At 68.2% G+C, this 25,423-nt stretch carries 22 protein-coding genes; 16 read left to right on the top strand and 6 right to left on the bottom strand.

The features are described 5' to 3' along the window. Positions 1-4 precede the first annotated feature (4 nt). The 3 genes from V5F66_RS02105 to V5F66_RS02115 all read left to right on the top strand — a co-directional run bounded on the left by V5F66_RS02105 (position 5) and on the right by V5F66_RS02115 (position 4,146). A complete protein-coding gene (locus V5F66_RS02105; protein ID WP_394093128.1) occupies positions 5-2,281 on the top strand; it encodes a hydantoinase B/oxoprolinase family protein in 2,277 nt (758 codons plus the stop codon). Beyond that, complete coding sequence (locus tag V5F66_RS02110; RefSeq protein WP_394050131.1) at positions 2,278-3,120, top strand: hypothetical protein; 843 nt, start codon at positions 2,278-2,280, stop codon at positions 3,118-3,120. Before V5F66_RS02105 ends, V5F66_RS02110 begins: the two co-directional genes overlap by 4 nt. A gap of 141 nt (positions 3,121-3,261) precedes the next feature. Continuing rightward, complete coding sequence (locus V5F66_RS02115) at positions 3,262-4,146, top strand: transporter (protein ID WP_394093129.1); 885 nt, start codon at positions 3,262-3,264, stop codon at positions 4,144-4,146. A gap of 71 nt (positions 4,147-4,217) precedes the next feature. Here the strand turns inward: V5F66_RS02115 and V5F66_RS02120 are convergent, their stop codons facing one another. Genes V5F66_RS02120 through V5F66_RS02135 form a run of 4 tightly spaced genes read right to left on the bottom strand, consistent with a single transcriptional unit; the run spans position 4,218 to position 8,488 of the window. Continuing rightward, entirely contained in the window at positions 4,218-5,072 is an 855-nt protein-coding gene (locus V5F66_RS02120; protein ID WP_394093130.1) for an HTD2 family dehydratase, read from the bottom strand. 16 nt (positions 5,073-5,088) lie between these two features. Beyond that, positions 5,089-6,252: an acyl-CoA dehydrogenase family protein gene (locus V5F66_RS02125; protein ID WP_394093131.1), complete on the bottom strand. Its 1,164-nt coding sequence runs from the start codon at positions 6,250-6,252 to the stop codon at positions 5,089-5,091. A 17-nt stretch (positions 6,253-6,269) separates the two neighbouring features. Further along, positions 6,270-7,646: an MmgE/PrpD family protein gene (locus tag V5F66_RS02130; RefSeq protein WP_394093132.1), complete on the bottom strand. Its 1,377-nt coding sequence runs from the start codon at positions 7,644-7,646 to the stop codon at positions 6,270-6,272. Positions 7,647-7,657: 11 nt separating this feature from the next. Continuing rightward, a complete protein-coding gene (locus V5F66_RS02135) occupies positions 7,658-8,488 on the bottom strand; it encodes an HpcH/HpaI aldolase/citrate lyase family protein (RefSeq protein ID WP_394050123.1) in 831 nt (276 codons plus the stop codon). 327 nt (positions 8,489-8,815) lie between these two features. Here V5F66_RS02135 and V5F66_RS02140 point away from each other — a divergent pair, with 327 nt between their 5' ends. From V5F66_RS02140 to V5F66_RS02200, 13 genes are all read left to right on the top strand, one after another. Then, positions 8,816-9,958, top strand: a complete 1,143-nt coding sequence (locus V5F66_RS02140; protein ID WP_394050121.1) for a CaiB/BaiF CoA transferase family protein — start codon at positions 8,816-8,818, stop codon at positions 9,956-9,958. An 11-nt stretch (positions 9,959-9,969) separates the two neighbouring features. After that, positions 9,970-10,704, top strand: coding sequence for a class I SAM-dependent methyltransferase (locus tag V5F66_RS02145; RefSeq protein WP_394093133.1), 735 nt, complete (start codon positions 9,970-9,972; stop codon positions 10,702-10,704). 63 nt (positions 10,705-10,767) lie between these two features. After that, complete coding sequence (locus V5F66_RS02150; RefSeq protein ID WP_012113371.1) at positions 10,768-11,745, top strand: LysR family transcriptional regulator; 978 nt, start codon at positions 10,768-10,770, stop codon at positions 11,743-11,745. Positions 11,746-11,875: 130 nt separating this feature from the next. Beyond that, positions 11,876-13,174, top strand: a complete 1,299-nt coding sequence (locus tag V5F66_RS02155; protein WP_012113372.1) for an ABC transporter substrate-binding protein — start codon at positions 11,876-11,878, stop codon at positions 13,172-13,174. Positions 13,175-13,250: 76 nt separating this feature from the next. Then, positions 13,251-14,156, top strand: coding sequence for a branched-chain amino acid ABC transporter permease (locus V5F66_RS02160; RefSeq protein ID WP_012113373.1), 906 nt, complete (start codon positions 13,251-13,253; stop codon positions 14,154-14,156). A 2-nt stretch (positions 14,157-14,158) separates the two neighbouring features. Next, positions 14,159-15,133 carry a branched-chain amino acid ABC transporter permease gene (locus V5F66_RS02165; protein ID WP_394093134.1) on the top strand — a complete coding sequence of 325 codons (975 nt, stop codon included), beginning with the start codon at positions 14,159-14,161 and terminating at the stop codon, positions 15,131-15,133. After that, positions 15,130-15,879 (top strand): ABC transporter ATP-binding protein, encoded by a 750-nt coding sequence (locus V5F66_RS02170; protein WP_012113375.1) that lies wholly within the window; start codon positions 15,130-15,132, stop codon positions 15,877-15,879. Before V5F66_RS02165 ends, V5F66_RS02170 begins: the two co-directional genes overlap by 4 nt. A gap of 2 nt (positions 15,880-15,881) precedes the next feature. Further along, on the top strand, positions 15,882-16,559 hold the full coding sequence (locus V5F66_RS02175; RefSeq protein WP_394050115.1) for an ABC transporter ATP-binding protein: 678 nt from the start codon (positions 15,882-15,884) through the stop codon (positions 16,557-16,559). Further along, a complete protein-coding gene (locus V5F66_RS02180) occupies positions 16,556-18,019 on the top strand; it encodes an aldehyde dehydrogenase family protein (protein ID WP_394093135.1) in 1,464 nt (487 codons plus the stop codon). Before V5F66_RS02175 ends, V5F66_RS02180 begins: the two co-directional genes overlap by 4 nt. A gap of 32 nt (positions 18,020-18,051) precedes the next feature. Continuing rightward, positions 18,052-18,801: a glucose 1-dehydrogenase gene (locus tag V5F66_RS02185; protein WP_041576504.1), complete on the top strand. Its 750-nt coding sequence runs from the start codon at positions 18,052-18,054 to the stop codon at positions 18,799-18,801. 222 nt (positions 18,802-19,023) lie between these two features. Continuing rightward, positions 19,024-20,013 (top strand): MBL fold metallo-hydrolase, encoded by a 990-nt coding sequence (locus V5F66_RS02190; protein WP_394093136.1) that lies wholly within the window; start codon positions 19,024-19,026, stop codon positions 20,011-20,013. Positions 20,014-20,138: 125 nt separating this feature from the next. Beyond that, positions 20,139-21,707 (top strand): fumarate hydratase, encoded by a 1,569-nt coding sequence (locus V5F66_RS02195; RefSeq protein WP_394093137.1) that lies wholly within the window; start codon positions 20,139-20,141, stop codon positions 21,705-21,707. A gap of 128 nt (positions 21,708-21,835) precedes the next feature. Then, positions 21,836-22,171: a DUF3618 domain-containing protein gene (locus tag V5F66_RS02200; protein WP_394006588.1), complete on the top strand. Its 336-nt coding sequence runs from the start codon at positions 21,836-21,838 to the stop codon at positions 22,169-22,171. Positions 22,172-22,241: 70 nt separating this feature from the next. On the opposite strand, the gene V5F66_RS02205 is transcribed toward V5F66_RS02200, so the two are convergent. Both V5F66_RS02205 and V5F66_RS02210 read right to left on the bottom strand, forming a co-directional pair. Then, positions 22,242-23,861 carry an ArnT family glycosyltransferase gene (locus V5F66_RS02205; protein WP_394093138.1) on the bottom strand — a complete coding sequence of 540 codons (1,620 nt, stop codon included), beginning with the start codon at positions 23,859-23,861 and terminating at the stop codon, positions 22,242-22,244. Then, the gene (locus tag V5F66_RS02210) at positions 23,858-24,997 is read right to left on the bottom strand and encodes a glycosyltransferase family 2 protein (RefSeq protein ID WP_012113383.1); all 1,140 of its coding nucleotides are present in this window, start codon (positions 24,995-24,997) and stop codon (positions 23,858-23,860) included. The genes V5F66_RS02205 and V5F66_RS02210 overlap by 4 nt, the downstream gene beginning before the upstream one ends. Positions 24,998-25,423: the final 426 nt, after the last annotated feature.

Below are 25,423 nucleotides of genomic sequence, written 5' to 3' on the forward strand. Positions count from 1 at the left end.
ACCCATGAACGACATGAGCATCGCCGGCCGCGGCAAGCTGCCCAGCGCCGAAGAGGCTGCCCTGGTCCGGAAGTTCCTGAACGACACCACCTTGTTCCTCGGCCCCGACCCCGAGATCATGCAGAACCACGACCTCATGCCGCGCACGGCGGACGAGGAAGAGGCCATCACCAAGGTGGCCGACAGCCACATCATCGCCAAGATCCGCGATCGCATCCAGGCCGGCTGCGACGAAGGCTACGAGATGGTGGAGCAGATGGGCGCCGCCCCCGGCGCCAAATGGGGCGACGTGATCACCGGCGTGTATTCGGCCTCCGGCGATCTGGCCATCGCCTCCGCCGGCGGCGTGCTGATCTTCTCGGCGCTGGTGCACCACCCCATCAAGTTCATCATCAAGAACTGGATGAATGATCCGACCGTCGGGGTGCGGGAAGGCGACGGCTTCATCCACAACGACAGCCGCTACGGCAACGTCCACAATACCGACCAGTCCATGATCGTGCCCATCTTCCACAAGGGCAAGCTCGTGTGCTGGGTGGCCTCCACCGTGCATGAGGGCGAGAACGGCGCCATCGAGCCGGGCGGCATGCCCTCCATGGCGGAGAGCCCGTCCGACGAGGGGTTGAAGATGTCGCCCTTCCGGGTGGTCGAGAACTACCAGATCAAGCGCGATATCCTCACCTTCCTGCAGAATTCGGTGCGCGAGCCCAAGCTGCAATATGAAGACATGAAGGTGAAGCTGTTCGCCTGCCTGCGCATCAAGCAGCGCATCGAGGAGACGCTGAACACCGACGGCCCGGAGGCCCTCGTCTCCACCCTGCGCCTGACCATGGAGAATGTGCGCGCCGAGGTGAAGCGCCGCATTTCCGAGTGGCCGGACATGACGGTGCGCACCTACATCATCCAGGATTCGACCCTGCGCGAGAATTGCGTGGTGAAGATCAACTGCAAGCTGACCAAGACCGGCGACCGGCTGATCTTCGATTTCCGCGGCTCCGCGCCGGAATTCACCAACCGCGCCACCAATACCATCGTCGCCGGCCTCAAGGGCATGCTGGCGCAGGTGTTCCTGTGTTATGTGTGGCCGGACCTGCCGCGCGGGCAGGCGGCCTTCGCCCCCATCGAGGTCATCACCGACCCCCATTCCATCGTCAACTGCTCCTACGACGCGCCCAATTCGCAGAGCCTGATGTCCATCTTCACGGGCTTCACGGCGGGCCAGCACGCGGTGGCGAAGTTCCTCTATTCCTGCCCGGAGAAGTTCACCAAGGTCCACGCCCCGACCTTCAACATGATCAACACCTTCATCTGGGGCGGCGTGTCCCAGCACGGCGAGACCCTGGGCAACCTCTGCGCCGACCTCAACGGCATGGGCGCCGGCGCCACCGTGGACCGGGACGGCGAGCATGCGCTGGCCCCCATCTTCGCCACCATGGCCGACATCGGCGAGCAGGAGCTGAACGAGGAAGAGGTGCCGTTCCTCCAGCTCGTGTCCAAGAAGATGACGCGCGATGCCATTGCGCCGGGCAAGTATCGCGGCGGCCAGGGCTACACCATGATGGTGGCCACCAAGGACAGCGAGCAGTGGGGGTTCATGACCACCTGCCAGGGCGCCAAGATCCCGCCGCTCCAGGGGCTGTTCGGCGGCTATGCCTGCGGCTGCTATCCGTTGTCCAAGGTGAAGGGCGTGGATGTCTACGACGTGCTGCAAAACACGCCGGAGAAGTTCAAGCACTCCATCGAGGAGGTCATGAACGAGCAGCCCTTCGAGGGCGCCAGCTACACCACCCACCACATGGGCATGGGCTTTGAAATCTCGAAGCGCGGCGAGCTGTTCATGATCTCGCAGGGGGCAGGCGCCGGCTACGGCGACCTGCTGGAGCGCGACCCAAGGGGCGTCATCAAGGACATCGAGGAGGGGCTGATCTCCCCGGAGGTCGCCGCCCGCCTCTACAAGGTGGCGTTCGACCCCGAGACCCTCGCCATCGACGAGGCGGCCACCGAAGTGGCGCGCGCCGCCGAGCGCAAGGCCCGCATCGCCCGCTCCAGGCCCTATTCGGACTTTGTGAAGGACTGGAGCAAGCCCACGCCGCCGACCCACCTGCAGTATTTCGGTGCGTGGGGCGATGATGTCCAGACCCTCTACATGGGCAGCCCGCACAAGACCCGCGACGCTGAAACCCCGCGCCCCAACTACATGCCGCATCCCAAGGATGTGCGCATCGCCGAGCTTGAGGCCCGTCTCGCCGCCGTCGGCGCCATGGGGGGCGAGAAGCAATGAGCCCACGGCTCGTGGATGCCCTGCCGCGTCCGTCCGGCGCGCCCGGACTCAGGGTCTGGCTGAAGTCGTCGGGCTATGCCCGGCGCCTTCTGCTCGGGGAGGGGGGCGACCCGTGGGAGAGCGCGCCGCGCTATCTCTCTTTCTTCACCCAGGCCCATGGCCTGCTGCGACCGGACGTGGGCGTGGTGGATGTCGGCGATCTCTACCGCTCCTGGGTGGAGCGGAATCCTGCCCTGAAGACGCAGATGGCGGCGAAATCCCGCGCCGCCTTCCCGCTCAAGCGCATGCTGGAGGAGGAGGGTCCCCGCCGGCTGCTGGCGGAAGTGGTGGAGGCGGTGGCAGCGAGCTTGCGCGGGCAGACCCCGCTGGTGCTTGCCTTTCCCGCCCCGCGGCGCTGGCTCGCCGAGGCTGCCGCTTTCGCCGGGCGGGAGGGCGTCCCCATCGACGCCGACATGGTCGAGAGCGCCGCCATGTACATGGCGGACCTCGTGCGCGTGGTCTCGGCCCTTCCCATCGGCGGACTGCTGCTGGAAGAGGACCAGGCCGCCGAAGCCGGCGATCTGGAGGCGAGCCGGCCGCTGGTGAACGTCGCCCGGCATTATCGCTGGGGCCTGGCGTTGCGCGGGCGTGACGGGGGCGCCACCAGCGAGCTCGACACCCTCATCAGCACCGAGCCGGTTGCGGGTGGGGACTTCGCCCTCGGCCTCGACGTGAGCCGGGACCTGTGGAGCGGCGGGCCCCTCGCCACGCTTGGTGGCGGCCAGTTCTACTTCGCCGAGATCCCCGAGGGGGCAGAGCCGGAATCCGTGCTCCAGCAACTCGCCCGCCTGCGGGCCTGAGCTGACCCGTCCGCCAGCGCCCCCGGACCGTGGCCCACGCCCGGCCGGGGCAGGCAGAGCCATGTCCGTGCGCCAGCGGGGCGCGCGGACCAGCGCGGCGCGCCAACGCCGTCCATCACCCAAAATCAATCCGGAGGAAACATGATCCGTTCGTTCAAGGACATCGTCCTCGCCATAGTCTGCGCCCTATTTGCCGGCTCGTCCGCCTGGGCTGCCGACGTGAATTCCGGCGACTATCTGCCGGCGCCCGCCGGCACCAACCTGCTGGTCTTCTACAGCCAGTATGCGACCCGCGACGAATATGTCACCGCCTCGGGACAGACCATTTCCAACGGCACCGGCCTTGATTCCTACGTCAACATTCTGCGCTACGTGCATTACTTCGACATCGGCGGCTTTACGGTGGCGCCGCAGGTGCTCATCCCGGCTGGCACGCTCTACAACGGCCGGCTCGGCGGCGCCTCGTTCGATGCCGCGGCGGGCCTCGGAGATCCCATCCTCGCGACCACGGTCTGGGTGGTGAACAACAAGGCGAGCCAGACCTATATCGGCATCATGCCCTATCTGTTCCTGCCCGTCGGCCAGTACAGCGCAGGCGAGGTGCTGAACCTGGGCGAGAACCGCTGGAAGCTGGACCTGCAGGCCGGTTGGTATCAGGGCCTCACCAACGGCGTCGCGCTCCAGTTCACCGGAGACGTGATCTGGTATGGCGACAATGGGAGGGCCGGCAACGGCACGCAGACCCTGTCGCAAGACCCCACCTATCAGCTTCAGGCGTGGCTCTCCTACGCCTTCGCCCCCACCTGGTCGGCGGCCGTCGGCTATTCCCAGTTCTGGGGCGGCACCGAATATCTGGCCGGTGTGCCCACCGGGAATGAGACCGAACGCTCGCAGGTGCGGCTCGAGCTGTCCAAGTTCATCACGCCGACATTCCAGGTGCTGGGGCTGGTCCAGCGCGATGTCGCCACCTCGGGAGGCTTTCCCGAAGCGTTCCGCGGCACGGTTCGCCTGCTGCAGGTCTTTTAGGCGGGGCGATGCTCCGCAGGAGGTTTGACCCAGACTTGGCGTCTCAGACTTGGAGCCTCCCGGATCGCGATCTACCACTGCGCCTCGGCGGACATGGCCACCGGGCCGCCGGCGGTGGCCGTCCACAGCTCCAGCGTCCCGTTCGGCCCGTCGTCCGCGTGGAGGACGTACGGGGCGGTGTCGAAGAGGGGCGACAGGCCGCGGAAAGAGAACCGGGCCGGCGGGCGGCCCCCCAGCTCCGCCGCATAGCGGTAGAGCTGCGTCGCCTGGAGTGGTCCGTGCACCACCAGGCCGGGATAGCCCTCGACCTTGGTGACATAGGGGTGGTCGTAGTGGATGCGGTGTCCGTTGAAGGTCAGCGCCGAATAGCGGAACAGCAGGGGCGCGGAGGGCACGATCTCGCGCCGGTGCCGTCCTTCGGCCGCCGGCGTGGGTGCCTTTTTGGGTGCGTCGCCGGCATCGAGGCCGCGATAGACGATGTCCTGAATCTCGCTCAGCACCGTCCGTCCCCCGGCCTCGATCTCGTGCTTCACGGTGACGAAGCACAAGGTGCCGGTGCGGCCTTCCTTCAGGGACAGGTCCTCGACCCGCGACACCCGGCGCATGGTGTTGCCGACCCTCAGTTCGTCGATGAAGGCGAAGCGCCCGCCCGCCCACATGCGCCGGGGCAGCGGCACAGGCGGCAGGAAGCCGCCGCGCGCCGGGTGGCCATCCGGACCGAGGCTGTGGGAAGGGACCGCCGGCTGGGCGAGGCACCAGTGCAGCAGCCGCGGCGCCACATCGCCGTCCACCGGGTTGCCCGGTTCGTCGTCGAAGGTGGCACGGAAGCGGCGCACCAGCGCCGGGTCCACCGCCTCGGTGCCGATATCCTCGCGGCCGATCCAGGTCCGCAGGTGCTCGATGTCCAGTTCGGATGTCCCGGTCATGTCAGAACGACCCATATTAGAAGGACCTGGGCAGTCCGAGCACGTGCTCGGCCACATAGCTCAGGATGAGATTGGTGGAGATCGGCGCCACCTGGTAGAGGCGGGTCTCGCGGAACTTGCGCTCCACGTCATACTCGCAGGCGAAGCCGAAGCCGCCGTGGAACTGGAGGCAGGCGTTGGCGGCTTCCCACGAGGCCTTGGCGGCGAGGTATTTCGCCATGTTGGCCTGGGTCCCGCAGGGCTGGTGCGCATCATAGAGCCGGCAGGCCTCGAAGCGCATGAGGTTGGCGGCCTCCACCTCGATGAAGCTTTCCGCGATGGGAAATTGCACCCCCTGGTTCTGGCCGATGGGCCGGCCGAACACCACCCGCTCGCGGGCGTAGGCCGACACCTTGTCGATGAACCAGTAGCCGTCGCCGATGCATTCGGCGGCGATCAGCGTGCGCTCGGCATTCAGGCCGGTGAGGATATATTTGAACCCCTGGCCCTCCTCGCCGATCAAATTCTCTTCCGGAATCTCCAGATTGTCGAAGAACAGCTCGTTGGTCTCGTGGTTCACCATGTTGGGGATGGGCCGCACCGTCATCCCCTTCGACATGGCCTCCTTGATGTCCACGATGAAGATGGAGAGGCCTTCCGACTTCTTTTTCACCTGGTCGAGGGGCGTGGTGCGGGCGAGCAGGATCATCAGGTCGGAATGCTGGACACGAGAGATCCAGACCTTCTGGCCGTTGATGACGTAGCGGTCGCCCTTTTTCACCGCCGTGGTCTTGATCCGCGTGGTGTCGGTGCCGGTGGTGGGCTCGGTGACGCCCATGGACTGCAACCGCAATTCGCCGGCCGCGATCTTCGGCAGGTAGCGTTTGCGCTGCTCCTCGGAACCGTGCCGCACCAGCGTGTTCATGTTGTACATCTGGCCGTGGCAGGCGCCGGAATTGCCGCCCGCGCGGTTGATCTCCTCCATGATCACCGAGGCCTCGGTGAGGCCGAGGCCCGAGCCGCCGTACTCTTCGGGGATCAGCGCGGCCATCCAGCCGGCCTTGGTGAGGGCATCGACGAAGTCTTCCGGATAGGCGCGGGCCTCGTCCACCTTGCGATGGTACTCGGCGGGAAAGTCCGCGCACAGCGCGCGCACCGCGTCGCGGATATCCTGGAACTGGTCGCTGCCAACGGTCTGCATGGTTTCGGAAACCCTCATTATCGGCTGGCGGACGCGGTGGCGTTCAGCTTCACCGCGTCGCTGCTGGACAGGTTCAGGATGGCATCGGCGAGGGCGCCGGCGGCGTCGGCGCCGATGACGGGACCGCTCAGGGTCATGAATTTGGCGCGCAACGCCGCATCGTCCGGGAAGGTCTCCGGCTCACCGGAAGGGTCCGGGATCGTGCGCTCGAACACCCCTTGCGGCGTCGTCAGGCGCAGCGTCGCGCCGAACGGATGGGGGCGGTCTTCAAGGCGCGGGTCGGCGAAGACGCTTATGCGGTCGCTCATGGCGTCGAGCACAGGGTCGCCGAGCCGCCTGTAGTCGTCCCAGCCGAAGCGGCCCTGGTCGAGGGCCACCGCCGCCGTGAACGGCATGGAGAACTGCCCCTCCACCACCGCGCGCACGCGCCGCTTCTCCGGCAGCGGATCGGCGGTGAGGGTGATGCCGTTGCGGTGCAGGCCGATGGCTACCTGCTGGATATCGTCGGCCTTCAAGGCGTGCTCGGCGCGCAGGGCGAGGAGGCCGTCGAGGGCGGCGTGGGTGTAGCGGCAGCTCGGATAGGGCTTGAGGCCGATGCGCAGGGTCTCGAAATGCCGGCCGAGCCCGGCGACGGCGACGGCCGGATCGGCACCGTCCGAATAGCCCTTGAGGAAGCCGTGCTCGCCCTCGATGGCGGCGCGCGATCCGTGGAAGCCTTCGGCGGCGAGGAGGGCGGCCATGAGCCCGTTCATGGCCGCCGCGCCCACCTGGTAGCGCTTGTTCCATGCGCCGTTGGCGAGGAATTGCAGGGAGCCTGCCGCCTGGCTTCCGGCGACACCGAAGGCCGCCGCCACGGCCTCGGGGGCAAGGCCCAGCAGGCGCCCGGCGGCAGCGGCGGCGCCGAAGGTGCCGGCCGTCGCCGTGGGATGGAAGCCGCGCGCATAGTGCCGCGTGGGGTCGAGCGCCAAGCCGAGGCGGCAGCAGACCTCATAGCCCGCGATCACCGCCGCCACGAAATTGGCGCCGCTCGCCCCGGTCAGTTCCGCGGCCGCGAGCGCGGCGGGGATGACCGGCGCGCTGGGATGCAGCGAGCTGGCCGCATGGGTGTCGTCGAAATCCAGCGAATGGCCGAAGGCGCCATTCAGCAAAGCGGCGGCGGCCGGCCCGTAGCCGCGCGCCTCGCCCAGCACCGTGCACGGGCCGGGCGCGCCGAAGCCGGCCTTTTCCACCAGCGCGCGGAGGGATGGGGCGGAATCGGTCTCGAACCCGCCGCGCACGATGTTGCCGGCAAAGTCGAGGATCAGCCGCTCCGCCCGCGCGACCACATCGGCGGGGATGTCCGCGAGCCGGATGCCGGCGGAATAGGCGGCGAGGGTGAGGGTCTCATTGCTCATGGCTTGACCTTTCAGCGGCCTGTGCGGGCCAGGATGCGTTCGGCGCGCAGACGCACGGGCGCGTCCACCATGGCGCCGTCGACCGTCACGACCGAGCCGCCTTCGTCCAGGGCGGCGAGGATGCGCTCGGCCCAGCTCACCTCTTCGGCGGTCGGCGCAAAGCCAGTCATCACGGGGGCGATCTGGCCGGGGTGGATGCACAGCTTGCCGGCGAAGCCGAGGGCCACCGCATGGGCCGCGTCGTCCTGCGCGAGGGCGGCGTCGTCGACGCGGGTGGTGACCCCGTCCATGGGGCCATGACCGCCGGCGAGCCGCGCCGCCAGCACCAGCTCGGAGCGGGCGGAAAGGAGCGCCTCGCGGGTATGGGCACAGCCCAGATCAGCGGCGAAATCGATGGAGCCGAAGGCGAGGCGGGCTACGCACGGCACCGCCGCGATGGACCGCGCCGCGGCAAGGCCCCGGGCGCTTTCGATGAGGGGAATGAGGGCAACGCCCTCGCCGAGGCGGGCGGCCACCTGCTCCACCTCGTCCCGGCTCTCGGCCTTCGGCAGCATGACGCCGGCAAGGGGCAGCCGCCGCGCGACGGCGAGATCCTCCGCGTGCCACGGGGTGCCAGAGGCGTTGATTCGCAGCAGCACCGGTCCTCCGGCCGGGATGGCGGCGGCGAGGGCATCGCGGGCGGCATCCTTCTCTGCGTGGCCCACCGCATCCTCGAGGTCGATGATGATGGCGTCGGCGCCGGAGGCGAGCGCTTTGGCGAAGCGATCGGGACGCGTCGCCGGGACAAACAGGGCAACGAGCCGCCCGCTCCTGAGCGAAACGGGCCGGGCAAACTCGGACATGGTCGAAACCCGTCGGATGGGGTCGGCGCGCGCTCGGCAAGGACCGGCGCGACGCGACGTCATGGAAACGGGGGCACAGTCACCGCAAACGCGGCGGGAGGCGAAATAGGGATTTGCGCTGCCCCACATACCCCGCGCCTATAGCGCCAGCGTTCGCCAGTCTGCGGAGAGGCATAACATTCTGCTATAACTCCTAGGCTTCACTTATATTTGTTTTCTGGCCCCGGCACGGCGATCTTGCCGAGGAAGAGCCTCGGTCGAGGCGCAGACGGCGTCTGCACCGGCCGGCGAGGTTTCCCCGTCGCCACTCAGTCCGCCGGTGTTTCGATGCATCGTGATCTCGAAGGTATGCTCGTCGTCTCGGTGGAGCAGGCCGTTGCCGCGCCCTACCTCTCAGGCCGACTGGCGGACGCGGGGGCGCGCGTCATCAAGGTCGAACGCCCCGAAGGGGATTTCGCGCGCAATTACGACAGCCTCGTCCATGGCGAGAGCGCCTATTTCGTCTGGTTGAACCGGGGCAAGGAATCCATTTGCCTCGACCTGAAGGAGCGCGGCGACGCGGACCTGCTCGCCGCCCTGCTCGAGAAGGCCGACATCTTCATCCAGAACCTCGCGCCGGGGGTGATCGAGCGGCTCGGCTTTGCCCCCGATGACCTGCGCCGGCGCAATCCGCGCCTCATCACCTGCTCCATTTCCGGCTATGGCGACGAAGGGCCCTACCGCGACCTCAAGGCCTACGATCTTCTGGTTCAGGCCGAGAGCGGCCTCTCTTCTCTCACGGGCAACGAGGCGGGGCTGGCGCGGGTCGGGGTGTCGGTGTGCGACATCGCGGCGGGGATGACCGCGTTCCAGGCGGTGCTGCAGGCGATCATCGGCCGGGAGCGCACCGGCGTGGGGCGCCATGTCTCCGTCTCGCTCTATCATGCGCTGTCCGACTGGATGAACGTGCCGTACCTCCAGTTCGCCTATGGCGGCAAGGTCCCGGTGCGCGCGGGCCTCAGCCATCCCACCATCGCGCCCTATGGGGCTTTTGAGTGCGCCGACGGCAAGGCGGTTCTCCTCTCCATCCAGAACGAGCGCGAATGGGTGAATTTCTGCGCCGACGTGCTCGGGGACGCGGCCCTCGCCACCGATCCGCGCTGGACCAGCAACAGCCTGCGGGTGGAGAACCGGCCGGCGCTGGAGGCGGCGGTCACGGCGGTGTTCCGCGCCTATCCGCGCGACGAGATGGTGGCGCGCCTGGAAAAGGCGCGGATCGCCTATGGCCGGGTCAGCACCATGGAGGACCTGTTGGTCCATCCGCAGAACCGCTATGTGGAGGTCGATACGCCGACCGGGCCGGTGCGGTGCCTGGCGCCGGGGGCGCTGTTCGACCGGACCTTGCCGCGCTTCGGACCGGTGCCGGCTTTGGGGGCGCATACGGACGCCATTCGCGGTGAGTTCGCCGTGCACGCGAGTGCCGACACATAAGGAGGCCGGACATGTCGTTCCCTGATGCCGGTCCTGCGGATGAGGCGCCCCGCGTGCGCCGTCCTGCCGGCAGCGCGCTCGCGCTGATCGAAGAGTGGCTCGGCCCGCTGGCCGGCCGCCATTTCCTCGATGTCGGCTGCGGCCGGGGAGCGCTCGCCAAGGCGCTCACGGCGCGGGGGGCGCAGGTCGTGGGCATCGATCCCGCCGCCGAGGCCATCGAAGCTGCCCGGGCGGCGGTGCCGGAGGCCCGGTTCGACGTGGGCGGGGCCGAGGCACTGCCCTATCCCTCAGGCAGCTTCGATGCGGTGCTCCTGCTCAACAGCTTCCACCATGTGCCGCAGCACCTGATGGCCGCCGCGCTGGCGCAGGCCCTGCGGGTCTGCCGAAGGCCGCTGCTCGTCATCGAGCCTCTGGCGGAGGGGCCGTTCTTCGAGGCCATGCGCGCGGTGGAGGACGAGACCGTGATACGCCATGCCGCCCAGGCCGCCATCGCGGATTTCGTGGCTGAGGGCCGGGCGAACATCGTGCGGGACCACGTCTTCGACGACGTGCGGCGCTTCAGCGGTGTGGACGCCTTCCTCGACAAGATCGTGGCGGTCGATCCGGCGCGTGCCGAAGCGGCGCGGCGCCTGAGAGGCGAGGTGGCGGTGCTCATGACGCGCTGGGGCACGCCGGAGGAGGGTGGCGTGTGCCTCGTCCAGCCGCACCGGGCGGTGCTGCTGGAAGCCGTGGGCATTTCTCCATAACTTTTTGGCGTCTGTGGGTGAAGTCCTATAAGCTTCTTGTCTATCAAGGGGCGAGGAAACGCCATGGACCTGCGGCAATTGCGCTATTTCGTGTCCATCGTCGAGGTGGGCTCCTTCTCCAAGGCCGCCCATCGCCTGCGCGTGGCGCAGCCGGCCTTGAGCCAGCATGTGCGCAACATGGAGATCGACCTCGGCGTGGAGCTGCTGTTCCGCAGCCCGCAGGGGGTGCGCGCCACCGAGGCGGGAGAGACGCTGGTGCGCCACGCGCGCCTCATCCTCAGCCAGATGGAGGTGGCGCGGGAGGCGGTGCGCCGGGGCCAGAGCGAGCCCGAGGGCGAGGTGCGATTCGGCCTTCCGGGCACGGTGAGCCAGATGCTGTGCGTGCCACTGCTCAGCGAGGCGCGCCGTCGCTACCCCAAGATCAAGCTGCGCGTCGCCGAAGCCATGAGCGGCTTCGTGCTGGACTGGCTGCGCGAGGGCAAGATCGACCTCGGCGTCCTCTATCGCTCGGTGGCGGATCGCACGCTGCTCGCCCGCCGCGTTCTCTCCGAGGAATTGTGCCTGCTGGGACCCGCCGAGCCCATGGACCGGCCCCACCCCCCGCCGGGCGCCGTCTCCTTCGCCGACATCGCCGACCTCACGCTGATCCTGCCCAGCCTCGGCCATGGCCTGCGCGACCTCATCGAGGAGCGGGCGCTGTCCGAGAACGTGCACCTCAGCACCGTCATCGACATCGACACCTACGGCCAGATCAAGCTGCTGGTGGAGGGCGGGCTGGGTTATTCCATCCTGCCCGGCGCCGCGCTGCGGGCGGAGGTGGAGAAGGGCCTGCTGCGCACCTGGCCCATGGGCGAGCCGGTGCTCTCGCGCGACCTGCACCTCGTCCGGCCGGCTGACCGGCCCATGTCCAATGCGGTCCGGGCCATCGAGGATCTGGCCCATGCGACGCTTGTCCGGCTGGTGCGCGAAGGCGCGTGGCCGGCCGATCTCATCGATGACGAGGCCGGCGCGGCGGCGCTCCGGGAGCGGGTATTGGGCTAGAACTTTCCGCTATGGGATCCAAGTCAAAATAGTCTTTTGAGATAGCCGTCGGCGAAACCAGAATGCGCTCGCCTCCCCCGGTGGGGAGAGAAGAAACGCGGTCGAATCAGACCGACCTGGAGGAACGCCGATGTTGCTTCGTCGCCTCGTCGCGGCAGCGGGACTGTCGCTGCTCGGCCTTTGTCCCGCCCTGGCCCAGCAAAAGCCGGCCGAGCTGAAGATCGGCATCACCACCTACAGCTCGGGCGCGGCATCCGTCTTCGGCATCCCGGCCCGCGACGCGGCGGAGATGCTGGCCGCCGACATCAACGCCAAGGGTGGCGTCCAGGGCGTGCCGGTGAAGCTGTTCTTCGTGGATGAAGGCGCCGGCATCGAGACCCTCATGACCGAATATCGCCGCCTGGTGGAGGACACCAAGGTGGACGTGATGTTCGCCTCCATCTCCTCCGGCGTGTGCAACAAGATCGCCCCCCTGGCCGAGGACCTGAAGGTTCTCAACTTCATGTGGGATTGCGGCACCCAGCGCATCCTCGAGGAAGACAAGTACAATTACGTCTTCCGCACCCAGGCGAACGCGACCCCCGAGGTCCTCGCCCCGCTGCTCTATCTCCTGAAGACCAAGCCGGACTTCAAGACCATTGCCGTGGTGAACCAGGACTATGCCTGGGGCCGCGACAGCTGGGCCATCTTCTCCCAGGCGCTGAAGGTACTGAAGCCCGACGTGAAGGTGGTGGCGGAATTCTTCCCCAAGTTCGGCGCCGCCGACTTCTCCACCGAGGTCTCGCGCCTGCTGGCGCTGAAGCCGGATGTGATCCTGTCCACTTCCTGGGGCGGCGACCTCGACACTTTCGTGCGGCAGGCCAACCAGCGCGGGCTGTTCAAGTCGTCCCTGTTCGTGCTGCCGCTGGCGGAATCCTCGCTCCAGCGCCTCGGCACCGACCTGCCTGAGGGGGTGATCGTGGGCGGCCGCGGCGACCATTATTTCCTTCATCCCGAGCGCATCGGCGACGCCAAGTTCAAGGCGTTCATGGACGCCTTCAAGCAGAAGACCGGCAGCTATCCCATCTACCCGGTGTTCCACATGGCGCAGGCCTTCGCCGCCCTCGAAGCGGTCTATGGCAAGGCGGTGGCCGCCAACGGCGGCAAGTGGCCGAGCCACGACCAGGTCGCCAAGGCGATGCCCGGCCTCACCTTCCAGGCCCTTGGCCGGCCAGTGGAAATCCGCGCCGACGGGCAGGGCGTCGAGGACCAGCTCATCGGCACCACCACCCGCGTGCCGGCTTACAGCTTCGACATCCTCGACAACATGATGATCTTCCCCGCCGTGCAACTGATGCCGCCGGTGGGCCAGAAGTCCGAGGCCTGGATCGCAACGCTGAAGCCCGGCATCGTCGACATCAAGGTCGACACCTTCAAGGCGGCCAAATAGGCCCCCGATCCAAGCCATCCGAGGTTTTTCCGGGCGCGGCATGTCACGTGCCGCGCCGGTACCGCAAGGGGCCTTCATGTCCTTCGACACCATCGTGCTGGCCGTCTGCGACGGCGTCGCCTATGCCTCCCTGGTCTTCCTGGTGGCGGTGGGCCTGACGTTCATCTTCGGCGTGCTAGGCGTGCTCAACATTGCCCACGGCAGCTTCTACGCGCTCGGCGCCTATACCGCCGTCAGCGCGGGGCTGGCGCTCACCAAGGCCGGGTTCAGCCCCTGGCTCACCTTTCCGGCCCTGTTCGTGGGTGCCATCGCGGTTGGGGTGGTGCTGGGCGGGCTGATGGAGAAGCTGCTGCTCCAGCGCATCTACGACAAGGAGCAGGTGCTGCAGATCCTCGTCACCTTCGCCGTGTTCATGATCCTGGAGAATGTGCAGCGGCTGGTGTGGGGCGTGCAGCCCTATTTCATGTCGGAACCGCTGCAACTGCTCGGCAACGTCTCCCTGTTCGGCATCAGCTACACCGCCTACCAGACCCTGTTCCTGCCGGCCTTGGCGCTGATCGTGCTCTTCGGCCTGCGCTTCTTCCTGCGGCACACCTCGGCGGGGGCGCAGATCCTTGCCGTCACCGAGGACCGGGAGGCGGCGAGCGCCATCGGCATCGATGCCCAGAAGGTCTATTTCATCACCTTCATCGCCGGCGCGACCCTCGCGGCGCTGGGCGGGGCGCTGGCGGCGCCCACCACCTCCCTCATGCCCGGCATGGGGGCGGAGATGATCGTGCTGTCCTTCGCGGTGGCCGCCACCGCCGGCCTCGGCCAGATCGAGGGCGCCGCCGTGGCAGCCCTGATGATCGGCCTCGGGCGATCCGTCGCCGTCTATCTCGCCCCCGAATTCGAGGTGCTCGTGCCCTACATCCTCATGGTCGCGGTGCTCATCTTCCGTCCGAGCGGCCTGTTCGGCGCGCCCCAGCTCAGGAAGATCTGAAAATGGCCGTGCGCTGGATCCTCCTCGCTCTCCTTCTCGCGGTGCTGGCGGCCGTGCCGGCCTTTGCCGCCTCGTCCCAGACCTTCCTCGCCATCGTGTTCGCGAAAAGCCTCGCGGTGCTCGGCCTCCTGCTGCTGCTTCAGGCGGGGCAGGTGTCGTTCGGCCACGGCATGTTCTTCGCGACCGGCGCCTACACCGTAGCCTTCCTCGGCCGCAGCATGGGCGGCGGCGACATCGCCCTGCTGCTCGCAGCCTCGGCGGTCTCCAGCGTGCTCCTCGGCCTGCTGGTGGGGCTGTTCGTGGTGCGCTACCGCTACATCTTCTTCGGCATGCTGAATTTGGCCTTCTCCATGGTGCTCTATTCCATCCTGGAGAAGTTCTTCCACCTTACCGGCGGCTCCGATGGCCTGCGCATCCGCCGGCCCTCCGCCTTCGGCTTCGCCTTCGATCGCGCGCAGTTCGACACGCTGATCTATTACCTCACGCTGGTGCTCGCCTTCGGCGCGGCCTACTTGGTGTGGCGCTATCTGCGCAGCCCGCTCGGACAGGCGCTCAAAGCCATCAAGAGCAACGAGACGCGGCTCGAATACATCGGCCTGTCCGCCCGCTTCGTGATGCTGGTGGGCTATGTGATTTCCGCGCTTCTGTGCGGCATCGGCGGCGCCTGCCTCGGCATCATCCAGGGCATCGCGACGCCCGAGTACAGCTATTGGACCCGCTCCGCCGAATTCGTCTTCATCGCCATCCTCGGCGGGGTGGGCCATGTGGCCGGCGCGCTCACCGGCACCTTCGTCTACGAGGCGGTGCGCACCTATGCGGCGGCCTTCGTGGCCGACAGCTGGCAGATGATCCTCGGCTTCGTGCTGCTGGCCATCATCCTGAAGGCGCCCACCGGCATCGTCGGGCTGGTGCAGGCCATCGCCGGCCGCCGCAAGGCGCAGGCCACGGCCGGCCTCACCGTGGAGACCGCGCGATGAGCGAGCATCCCATCCTGCTTCAGGCGCGCGGTCTCGAGATCCGCTTCGGCGGCGTGGTCGCGGCCAACGGCATCGATCTCGACGTGCGCGGCGGCGAGAACCTCGCCATCATCGGCCCCAACGGCGCGGGCAAGACCACCTTCCTCAACATCTGCACCGGCTATCTGCGGCCCAAGGCCGGCACGGTACGGTTCGAGGGCAAGGAGATCACCGCCCATCCGCCGCGGGACATCACGCGGCTGGGCATCGCGCGCGCCTTCCAGATCCCGCAGCTGTTCTCCGACCACACGGTGCTGGAGAACATGCTGCTGGCGGCGGCCTCCCGCGCGCGGCGGTTCAACCTGCTGCGGCCACTGGAGAAGATCGCCGAGCGCGACGAGATGGTCGAACTGCTCGACCTCGTGGGTTGCGCCGGGGATCTTGGCAAGCGCGCCGGCGACCTGCCGGAGGGCCACCGCAAGCTGGTGGACATCGCCATCGCGCTGGCCATGAAGCCCAAGTTGCTGCTCATGGACGAGCCCACCTCCGGCGTCGCCACCGCCGACAAGTTCGGCGTCATGGAGATTCTGGTCTCCGCGCTCGCCAAGGCCAGGGTCGCCTCCGTCTTCGTGGAGCACGACATGGACATGGTGCAGCGCTACGCCGGCCGGGTGGCGGTGTGGAGCGCCGGCAAGATCCAGAAGCTCGGCGCCCCGGCCGAGGTGCTGGAGGACCCCGAGGTCATTCGCACCGTGATCGGAGTTTGATCATGCTCATCCTCGATCATGTCACCGTCTCGTTCGGCACGGTCCCGGTGCTGCGCGGCGTGTCGTTCCAGCTCAGGGAAGGGGAGGCGGTGGCCTTCGTCGGCCGCAACGGCGCCGGCAAGACCACGACGCTGCGCTCCATCATGGGCTTCACCCGGAATGGCGGGCGCATAGAGTTCGACGGGCACGACCTAGCCGGCGTCGCCGCGCACCTGCGGCCCGGGCTCGGCATCGGCTATGCGCCGGAGGACCGCCGCCTGTTCTCCCGCTTCACGGTGGAGGAGAACATCCTGCTTCCGGCGCAGGTGGCCAAGCTTTCCAGCGAGGAGACAAAGCGCCGGCTCGATCGCGTCTACCGTGTGCTGCCCGAGCTGAAGGAGATGGCCCGGCGCCCCGCCGGCTCGGTCTCCGGCGGGCAGGGCAAGATGGTGGCGCTCGGCCGCGCGCTGATGCTCGCCACCCGCCTTGTGCTTCTGGACGAGCCCTTCCAGGGCCTCGCCCCGGTGCTCGCCAACCGCTACGCCGAGGCCCTGCGGAGCCTGCGCGACACCGATCCCAGCCTCGCCCTCATCATTACTGAATCGAACCCGCACCTGCTGCGCGGCTTCGCCGAACGCACCATCACCATCGAGCGTGGCGAGATCGCGGGCGACGTGCCCAACGAAGGACTGGCCGCATGAATGAGCTGAGCCCCGTGATGCCCGCCAAGGGCGTCTTCATCAACAATGCCTGGCGCCCGGCCGCCTCCGGGCGCGTCATCGATGTGTACGCTCCGGCCGAGGGCCGGGTGTTCGCCCAGATCGCCGCCGGCACCGCCGCCGACGTGGATGCGGCGGTGAAGGCCGCGCGCCATGCGGCGGAGGAGGGGGCCTGGAGCCGCCTCACCGCCACCGAGCGCGGCCGCCTGCTCTCCAGGCTCGCCGTCGCCATCGCCGACCATGCGGAGGAGCTGGCAAAGCTCGAGGCCCGCGACACCGGCAAGCCCATGAAGCAGGCCCGCGCCGATATCGTCGCAACCGCGCGCTATTTCGAGTTCTACGGCGGCGCCGCCGACAAGCTGCACGGCGAGACCATTCCCTTCCTCGCCGGCTATTTCGTGCCCACCGAGCGGGTGCCCCACGGCGTCACCGCCCACATCATCCCGTGGAACTACCCGGCGCAGATGTTCGGCCGCACCATCGGGCCGGCGCTGGCGGTGGGCAACGCCACCGTCATCAAGCCGGCGGAGGATGCCTGCCTCACGCCGCTGCGCCTCGCCGAGCTGGCCGCCGAGGTGGGCTTTCCGGACGGCGCCATCAACATCGTGCCCGGCCTCGGCGAGGAGGCGGGCGCGGCGCTCTCCGCCCATCCGGACATAGACTTCATCGCCTTCACAGGCTCGCCGGAGGTGGGCATCCTGATCCAGACCGCGGCGGCGCGGAACCATATCGGCTGCACCCTGGAGCTGGGCGGCAAGTCGCCCCACGTGGTTTTCGCCGATGCGGACTTCGACGTGGCCATCCCGGTCATCGCCAACACCGTGGTGCAGAACGCCGGGCAGACCTGCTCGGCCGGCTCGCGCCTTTTGGTGGAGCGCAAGGTCTATGAGGAGGTGGTGTCCCGCCTCAACGCCCGCTTCGCCTCGCTGCGCGCCGGTTCTCCCGAGATGGACCTCGACCTCGGCCCGGTGATCAACGCCAAGCAGAAGGAGCGGGTGGAAAGCTTCTTCGCCAAAGCGGCGGCGGATGACGTGGGCGTGGTGGCCGAGGGGCTGGTGGCCGAGGGCGTGCCCGCGGGCGGCTTCTACGTGCCGCCACGGGTCTACGGCCCGGTGCCGCGCAGCCACATCCTCGCCACCCAGGAAGTATTCGGCCCGGTGCTCGCGGTGCTGCCCTTCGACGACGAGGCCGACGCCATCGCCCTCGCCAACGGCACCGAGTTCGGCCTCATGGCCGGCATCTGGTCCACCAATGCCTCGCGCGCCATCCGCGTCGCCCGCAAGGTGAAGGCGGGGCAGGTCTATGTGAATGCCTATGGCGCCGGCGGCGGCATCGAACTGCCGTTCGGCGGCATGAAGAAATCCGGCCACGGCCGGGAGAAGGGCTTCGAGGCGCTCTACGAGTTCTCGACCCTCAAGACCCTGATCATCAAGCACGATTGAGAAAGCAGCCCACCATGTCCACTGCTGGAAATCTGCGTCTTTCCGGAAAAACTGCGCTCGTCACGGGCGCCGCCTCGGGCTTCGGCGCCGAGATCGCCCGCGTCTTCGCCCGCGAGGGCGCCAAGGTCGCCATCGTCGACCTGAACGGCGAGGGCGCCCGGAAGGTGGCCGAAGAGATCGGCCCGGCCGCCATCGCCGTCACGGCGGACGTGACCAGCCGCGCCGACATCGAGGCGGCGGTTGCCGCCACCATCGCCCACGGCGGCAAGCTCGACATTGTCGTCAACAACGCGGGCTGGACCCACCGCAACAAGCCGCTGATGGAGGTGACCGAGGAGGAGTTCGACAGGGTCTACGCCATCAACGTGAAGTCCATCTATTACATGACCCACACCATCGTGCCGATCATGTCGGGGCAGGGCGGTGGAGTGGTCGTGAACGTGGGCTCCGTCGCGGGCATCCGGCCGCGTCCGGGCCTCACCTGGTACAATTCCTCCAAGGGTGCGGTGAACCTCGCCACCCGCTCGCTGGCGGTGGAGCTGGCGCCGCAGAAGATCCGCGTGAACTGCGTCGCCCCGGTGATGGGCGCGACAGGTCTCCTCGACAGCTTCATGGGCGTGCCCGACACGCCGGAGAACCGCGCGCGCTTCATCGCCACCATTCCGCTCGGCCGGCTGTCCGAGCCGAAGGACATCGCCAACGCGTGCCTGTATCTTGCCTCCGACGAGGCGGAGTTCATCACCGGCGTGGTGCTGGAAGTGGACGGCGGCCGCACCATCTGATCGCAAGAGAGCGATGCTCCAGGGAGCCCGGCCGGCGCCAACCGCCGGGCTCCTTCGCCCCGCCACGGCGGGGATGCGTGTTCCGAGGGGAAGAGCGCCGGCATACGGCGCCGTGAGGGAGGAGGGAGCGGGATCGCCTGTCGCGCATCGTCACCTGTCTTGCAGCCCGACGATGGCGCGGATCGGCCCGGCTTCCGGACCAATGCGTCAGGGAGGACAGACATGAACGACCCGAGGATGCTGATTACACGTCGGCGCGCGCTTCTGGGCGGCGCCCTTTCCGCGGGCGCGCTGGCACTGGGGCCGGGCCTTGCGCCCGCCTTCGCCAAGGCGCCGCTGGTGGGCCAGCCGGCGCCCTATTTCTACCGCTTCAAGTTCGGTGACGGCGAGATCACCGTGGTATCCGACGGCACGCTGCCGCTCGGCGATCCCCACGCCAACTTCACCGGCCTGTCCGCCCAGGAGATGGACCGGCAGCTCACGTCCAACTTCCTGCCCCTTTCCAATGCGGTGCTGGAGCAGAACATTCTGGTGCTGAACACTGGCGAGAAGCTGATCGTGTTCGATACCGGCATGGGCACGTCCAAGCTGTTCGGCCCCACCACGGGCAAGCTGATGGCCTCCATCAAGCAGGCGGGCATCGATCCGAAGGACGTGGACGCGGTGGTGATGAGCCACGCCCACATCGACCATTGCGGCGGCTGCATGGCCGAGGACGGCACGCGCAACTTCCCCAATGCCCAGTATTATATCTCCCAGGCCGATTACGATTACTGGACCGACGAGAAGACGGTGGGGCCGAACCTGAAGGCCTTCCTGGAGCAGGCGCGCAAGAACCTCGTTCCCAACCGCGACCGCATGGTGTTCTTCAAGGACGGGGAGGAATTCCTGCCCGGCATCCAGGCCATCTCCGCGCCGGGGCATACGGTGGGGCACACCGTCTTCATGATCAGCTCCGGCGGCAAGCAGCTGTGCTACATCGGCGACCTCGCCCACCATCCGGTGCTGCTGCTGGAACAGCCGCTCACCGAGTTCATGTACGACACCGACCCCAAGCAGTCGGCCCAGTCGCGGGTGAAGGTGCTGTCCATGCTCGCGGCCAACCGCATTCCCCTCATCGCCTACCATTTCGCCTGGCCGGGCTTCGGCCATGTGGCGGCGCAGGGGCAGGGCTTCCGCTATTTCCCGGCGCCCATGGTGATGGAGATGTGAGGCCGCTCGCGCGTGCGCTTGACCCGTTCCGCCGCGGTCGAGCACGGCGGCTGACGCTCTGAGATCGGATGGGGAGGCGGCAGCCAGTCGCTTCCCCATCCCCACGGCAAGGAAAGCCAGGCGCCATGTGTTCCGCCCAAGCAAGTTCCGCCCAAGCAGGTTCCGCCCAAATCCTCCCCACCGGCCCTGCAAAAGTCATCCGCGAGGACGACATCGTCCGGAGCGTCGCCGACGCGCTCCAGTACATCTCCTTCTTTCATCCGGCGGACTACATTGCCCATCTCGCCCGCGCCCATGCGCGCGAAGCCTCCCCCGCGGCGCGCGATGCCATCGCCCAGATCCTCGTGAACTCGCGCATGGCGGCGCTGGGGCGACGGCCCATCTGCCAGGATACCGGCCTCGTGGTGGTGTTCGCCAAGGTGGGGATGGATGTGCGCATCGACAGCGCCCGCCCCTTCGCCGCCCTCATCAACGATGCCGTGCGCCGCGCTTATCTGGACGAGGCCAATCCCCTGCGCGCCTCCATGGTGGGGGACCCGCTGTTCGAGCGGCGCAACACCAGGGACAACGCCCCGGCGGTGGTGCATGTGGAACTGGTGCCCGGCGCCACGCTGGAGATCACGGTGGCGGCCAAGGGCGGCGGCTCGGAGAACAAGGCGAAGTTCGTGACGCTGGATCCCGGCGCCAGCGTCGAGGACTGGGTGCTGAAGACCGTGCCGGAGCTGGGCGCCGGCTGGTGTCCGCCGGGGGTCATCGGCCTCGGCATTGGCGGTTCGGCGGAAAAGGCCATGCTGATCGCCAAGGAGGCGCTCTTGGAGGAGATCGACATGACCGACCTCCTCGCCCGCGGCCCCTCCAGCAAATTGGAGGAGATGCGCATCTCCCTCTACGAGAAGATCAACGCGCTGGGCATCGGCGCGCAGGGCCTCGGCGGCCTGACCACGGTGGTGGACGTGAAGATCGCCACCTTTCCCACCCATGCGGCGTCGAAGCCCGTGGCGCTCATTCCCCAGTGCGCCGCCAACCGCCATGCCACCATCGTGCTCGACGGCTCGGGGCCGGTGCGGCTCGATCCGCCGGACCTCTCGGCCTGGCCGCAGATGGTGCTGGATGCCGCCGACGGCAGCGCCCGCCGGGTGAACCTCGATGGGCTGACGCGGGAGGAGGTCGGCTCCTGGACGCCGGGGCAGAAGCTGCTGCTGTCCGGCCACATGCTCACCGGCCGCGACGCCGCCCATCAGCGCCTCACCGACATGCTGAAGTCCGGCACGCCCCTGCCGGTGAACCTCGACGGGCGCGTCATCTATTATGTCGGCCCGGTGGACCCGGTGGGGGACGAGGCGGTGGGCCCGGCCGGCCCCACCACCTCCACCCGCATGGATCGCTACACCGATGCCATCCTCGGCACCGGCCTGCTCGCCATGGTGGGCAAGGCGGAGCGGGGGCCGCAGGCGATCGAAGCCATCGCCCGGCACAGAGCGGCCTATCTCGTCGCCGTGGGCGGGGCGGCCTATCTCGTTTCCAAGGCCATCAAGGCGGCGCGGGTGGTGGCCTTCGAAGACCTCGGCATGGAGGCCATCTACGAGTTCGAGGTGGAGGACATGCCGGTGACGGTGGCAGTGAGCGCCGCGGGCCAGTCCATCCACACCCTTGGACCGGCACTCTGGCGGGAGCGCATCGCCGCGCAGCCCTGAGCAGGAGCCGCCTTCCTGGCCTGGGAAGGCGATCTTCGGGAACGATTGACCCGGCGCAACGTTTTTCCTCGCAGTTGCAGTCAGGCTTTCGCGCCGTGGCTGCACGTATTGATCGAGGATGAACAATCATGGCCGACTCAAATCTCGCCCAGGATACCAGCCACGATACCCGTGCGACGATCGAGGCGCAGATCATCGAGTTGAGGAACGAGATGGGCCGTCTCAGCAAGTCGCTGCAGGAGCGGGCGTCCGATGCCGCCGATGATGCCGAGGACGCCTTCGAGACCGTGAAAGCGCGGGCCAACGGCGCGGCCAGGACGGTCCGCCGGCAGGCCCACGCGGTGTCCGAGGCCATCGGGGAAAATCCCGGCACGGCCGCGGCGGTGCTGTCGTCCGCCGGCGTGATGGGGCTTCTGGTGGGCTTTGCCGCCGGCTACATCCTAGCCAGCGGCTCGCGCCGCTGAGACCTTTGCCGTCCGGTTTCGACCCGAAGGCCCCGCCGCGAGCGGGGCCTTTTTGCGTCCGGGCGCGGGCCTACCGGCTGTAGCTGCGCCCGATCAGGATGGTGACCGTCCCGACGAACGCACCGGCATGGCGCAGGTCGACGGTGACGAGGGGCTCCAGCCGGGCAAAATGGCTCTGGATCTGGGCCAGATCCTCGGGCCGCGCCGGTGCCGGGACCACGATGACGGCATCCTCGCCCACATGGTCCTCTTCCACATGGGTGATGCGGAAGCCGCGGCAGTCGTCGCCGATGCAGGCGATGGGCCAGCTTTCCCCAAGCGCATAGCCGACCTTGCCGCCCTCGTGCCAGATGCGCGTCACCACGAACGGCGTGCGCTCCATCGTCAGGCCCTGCTGGCGGAAGGCGCTCGCAAGGTCGCTCCAGGTGGCCAGCTCCCGCAGCGGATCGCGCGGCGTGGCTGGGCCATAGGCGGCCACCGTCGGCACCCGCGCCAGCGCCATCACCGCCACCATCACCGTGGCCACGAAAATGGCGGAGCCGAAGGCCCAGCGCCGGGTCGCCACATGGTGCGGCCAGCGCTGCGCCATCATGCGCCCGAGCAGGGGGAAGAGCATCAGGTAGCCCGGCGCCGCCCAGTGGAAGAAGGGCTTCGCCGGCGACCACGCCGCCACCAGCGGAAACAGCAGCACCGGCCCGCAGCCGATGCACACCAGCAGCCAGGACCGGGCCGCGCCCCGCGACAGCCCATATGGCGCACGCAGATGGCAGAGCACCGCCCGCGCGGCGGCGACCACGAGGCCGACCCAGATCCACGGCGTGAGGAACAGGGCGATGCCGCCGATCACCACCAGCGGCATCACCGGGTGGAACCGCGCCGCCGCCGCCCGCCCGGCCTGGAAGCTGAGGGAGATGAAATCGTTCTGGATGTTCCAGATCAGCACCGGCGACACCACCGCCAGCGCCACCAGCGCGCCGGCGTAGGGCCAGACCCGGCCGAGCCAGAAGCGGTGGCGCGGGCTGGTGACGAGGAACAGCAACGTGCCTGCGAAGAAGAACACGCCGTGATATTTGGACAGCATGGCGAGGCCGCCGAGCAGTCCCGCCAGCAGCCAGCCCGCGGGATGGGCGTCGGGCTCGAACAGCACCCGCGCCAGCACCAGCGTTCCGGCCAGCAGGAAGGCGATCAGCGGCCCGTCCGGCAGCACCCAGCTGGCGCTGGTGACGCCCAGCACCGGCGCGCACGCCATCATCAGCGCCGCCAGCACCCCCGCCCACGGATCGAACAGGCGGGCGGTGAGCCGGTACATCAGGACAGTGGAGAGCGCGGAGAACACGATGAATGGCGCGCGCACCACCGCCGGCGCCTCGGACCCCGTGAGCCACGCCGCGAAGCGCGCCAGCCACCACGCCATGGGCGGGTGGTCGAAATAGCTCAGGGCCACGGCGCGGCTGGTGACCACGGTGTAGGATTCGTCATTGCCGAGGCCCGTGGCGGCCGCGAACGCGATCCGCAGGATCGTGGCGCCCACAAGCACCGCCAGCAGGGCGGTCGCGGGCGAGATGCGGCGCGCCAGCACTCCGGCAAGGCCGGTTGCCGAAGCCGGGCAGGGGGTGTCCAGGGAGGCGTCCAAGGCGTGGTCGAGCGCGGGCCCCGCAACCGGCGTCGCCGCCGGCACCGCATGCGTCATTCGTCGGCTCCCCAGACCAGGGCGGTGCTCATGGCGTAGTTCCAGACCGCGCCGATGAGCGAGCCGGCGACGCCCGCCGCCCACCAGCGCGAGCCGCCCCAGAACACCCAGCTCGCCACCCCCACATTGGCCACCGCCCCGGCGCCGCAGATGGCGTAGAACTTGGCCAGCGCCGGCACGATGCGCCAGCCGTGGACCCGCCGGTCGCGATAGGTCAGGGCATTGTTGAGCGCGAAATTCGAGGTCATGGCGCAGAGCGTGGCGACGGCCTGCGCGCCGGCGAAGGCGAGGCCGGCGGCGAGCGCGCCCTTCAGCACTGCAAGATGGAGCAGCAGGCCGAGGCCCCCCACCGCCGAGAACCACAGGAAGCGCGGCGAGATGGTGGCGCCGATGGCCTTGCTGGCCAGCAGGGCAAGGAAATCCAGGATGGTGCGCCGGTCGAGCTTGCTCTCGCCCGCCTGCCGCGCCCCGAAGGTGAACGGCACGTCCACGCACGCCAGCGGGCGGCCGGTGGTGGTCATGATGTCCAGCAGGATCTTGAAGCCGTGTCGTGACAGGTGCGGCGCGCGCGCCTCCACCACGTCGCGGCGGATCATGAAGAAGCCGCTCATGGGATCGGAGGTGGACACGCCGGGCAGCCATTTGGCCATGGTAGTGGCGGTGCGGCTCAGCCAGCTGCGCTGCCGGTCGAAGGCGTCGGCGCTGCCGCCTTCCATGTAGCGGCTGGCCACCACCAGGTCGGCGCCGGCGCGGATGTGGTCCAGCATGGTCCGCAGCGCGGATGGATCATGCTGGAGATCGGCGTCGATCACCGCGACCACCGGCGCCTGGGCGGCCAGCATGCCCTCGATGCAGGCGCCGGCGAGGCCGCGCCGGCCCACCCGGCGGATGCAGCGGGCGCGGCCATCGCGCGCTCCGATGGCGCGGACGGTGTCCGCCGTGCCGTCCGGGGAATCGTCGTCCACGAAGATGGCTTCCCAGGCGACGGCATCCAGCGCCGCCTCCAACTGGGCGAACAGGACTTCGACATTGTCGCGTTCGTTGAAGGTGGGAACGATGACCGACAGTTCCGGCACGGCCGGCGGCACCGCAATCACACCCATGCCGGTCTGCGGGGGAGAGACGTATGGGTTCATGGCAGCGCCCCGGCCGCACCGGAGGACTGGCGGCGCGCGCCGACCGCGGGCGCCGCGCCGATACGATCGTTGATCACCTCGGAGGCAGTGCTTTTCTTATTCATCATCCACGCTGTCTGGAGCATTTCCGGGATAAAAAGGGGGTGTCGATGGGTGTGGACCGTAAATTTAGGTAATCGTCGGCATGATGTGCTGTATAGTGGTAGCTGAATGCTGCGAGGTCGCAGTCCTGGTCCGCCTTACCTCGACGGCCGCCTCCTGATTCACCCGATTGCTCTATCGAGAGCAGAGCCTAGGCAGCCAAGCTTACAGGCACCTTACAAGGCGAGGCCCGATTGATGACCCGCGTGGCGTCATCGCGCCGATCCGGCATGACCATGGAGTGCCCCGCTGCTGTCTGTGATGCGGCGTGGGCAATGCACAACG

This window comes from Xanthobacter versatilis (assembly GCF_043193975.1).
GTDB lineage: Bacteria > Pseudomonadota > Alphaproteobacteria > Rhizobiales > Xanthobacteraceae > Xanthobacter > Xanthobacter autotrophicus_E.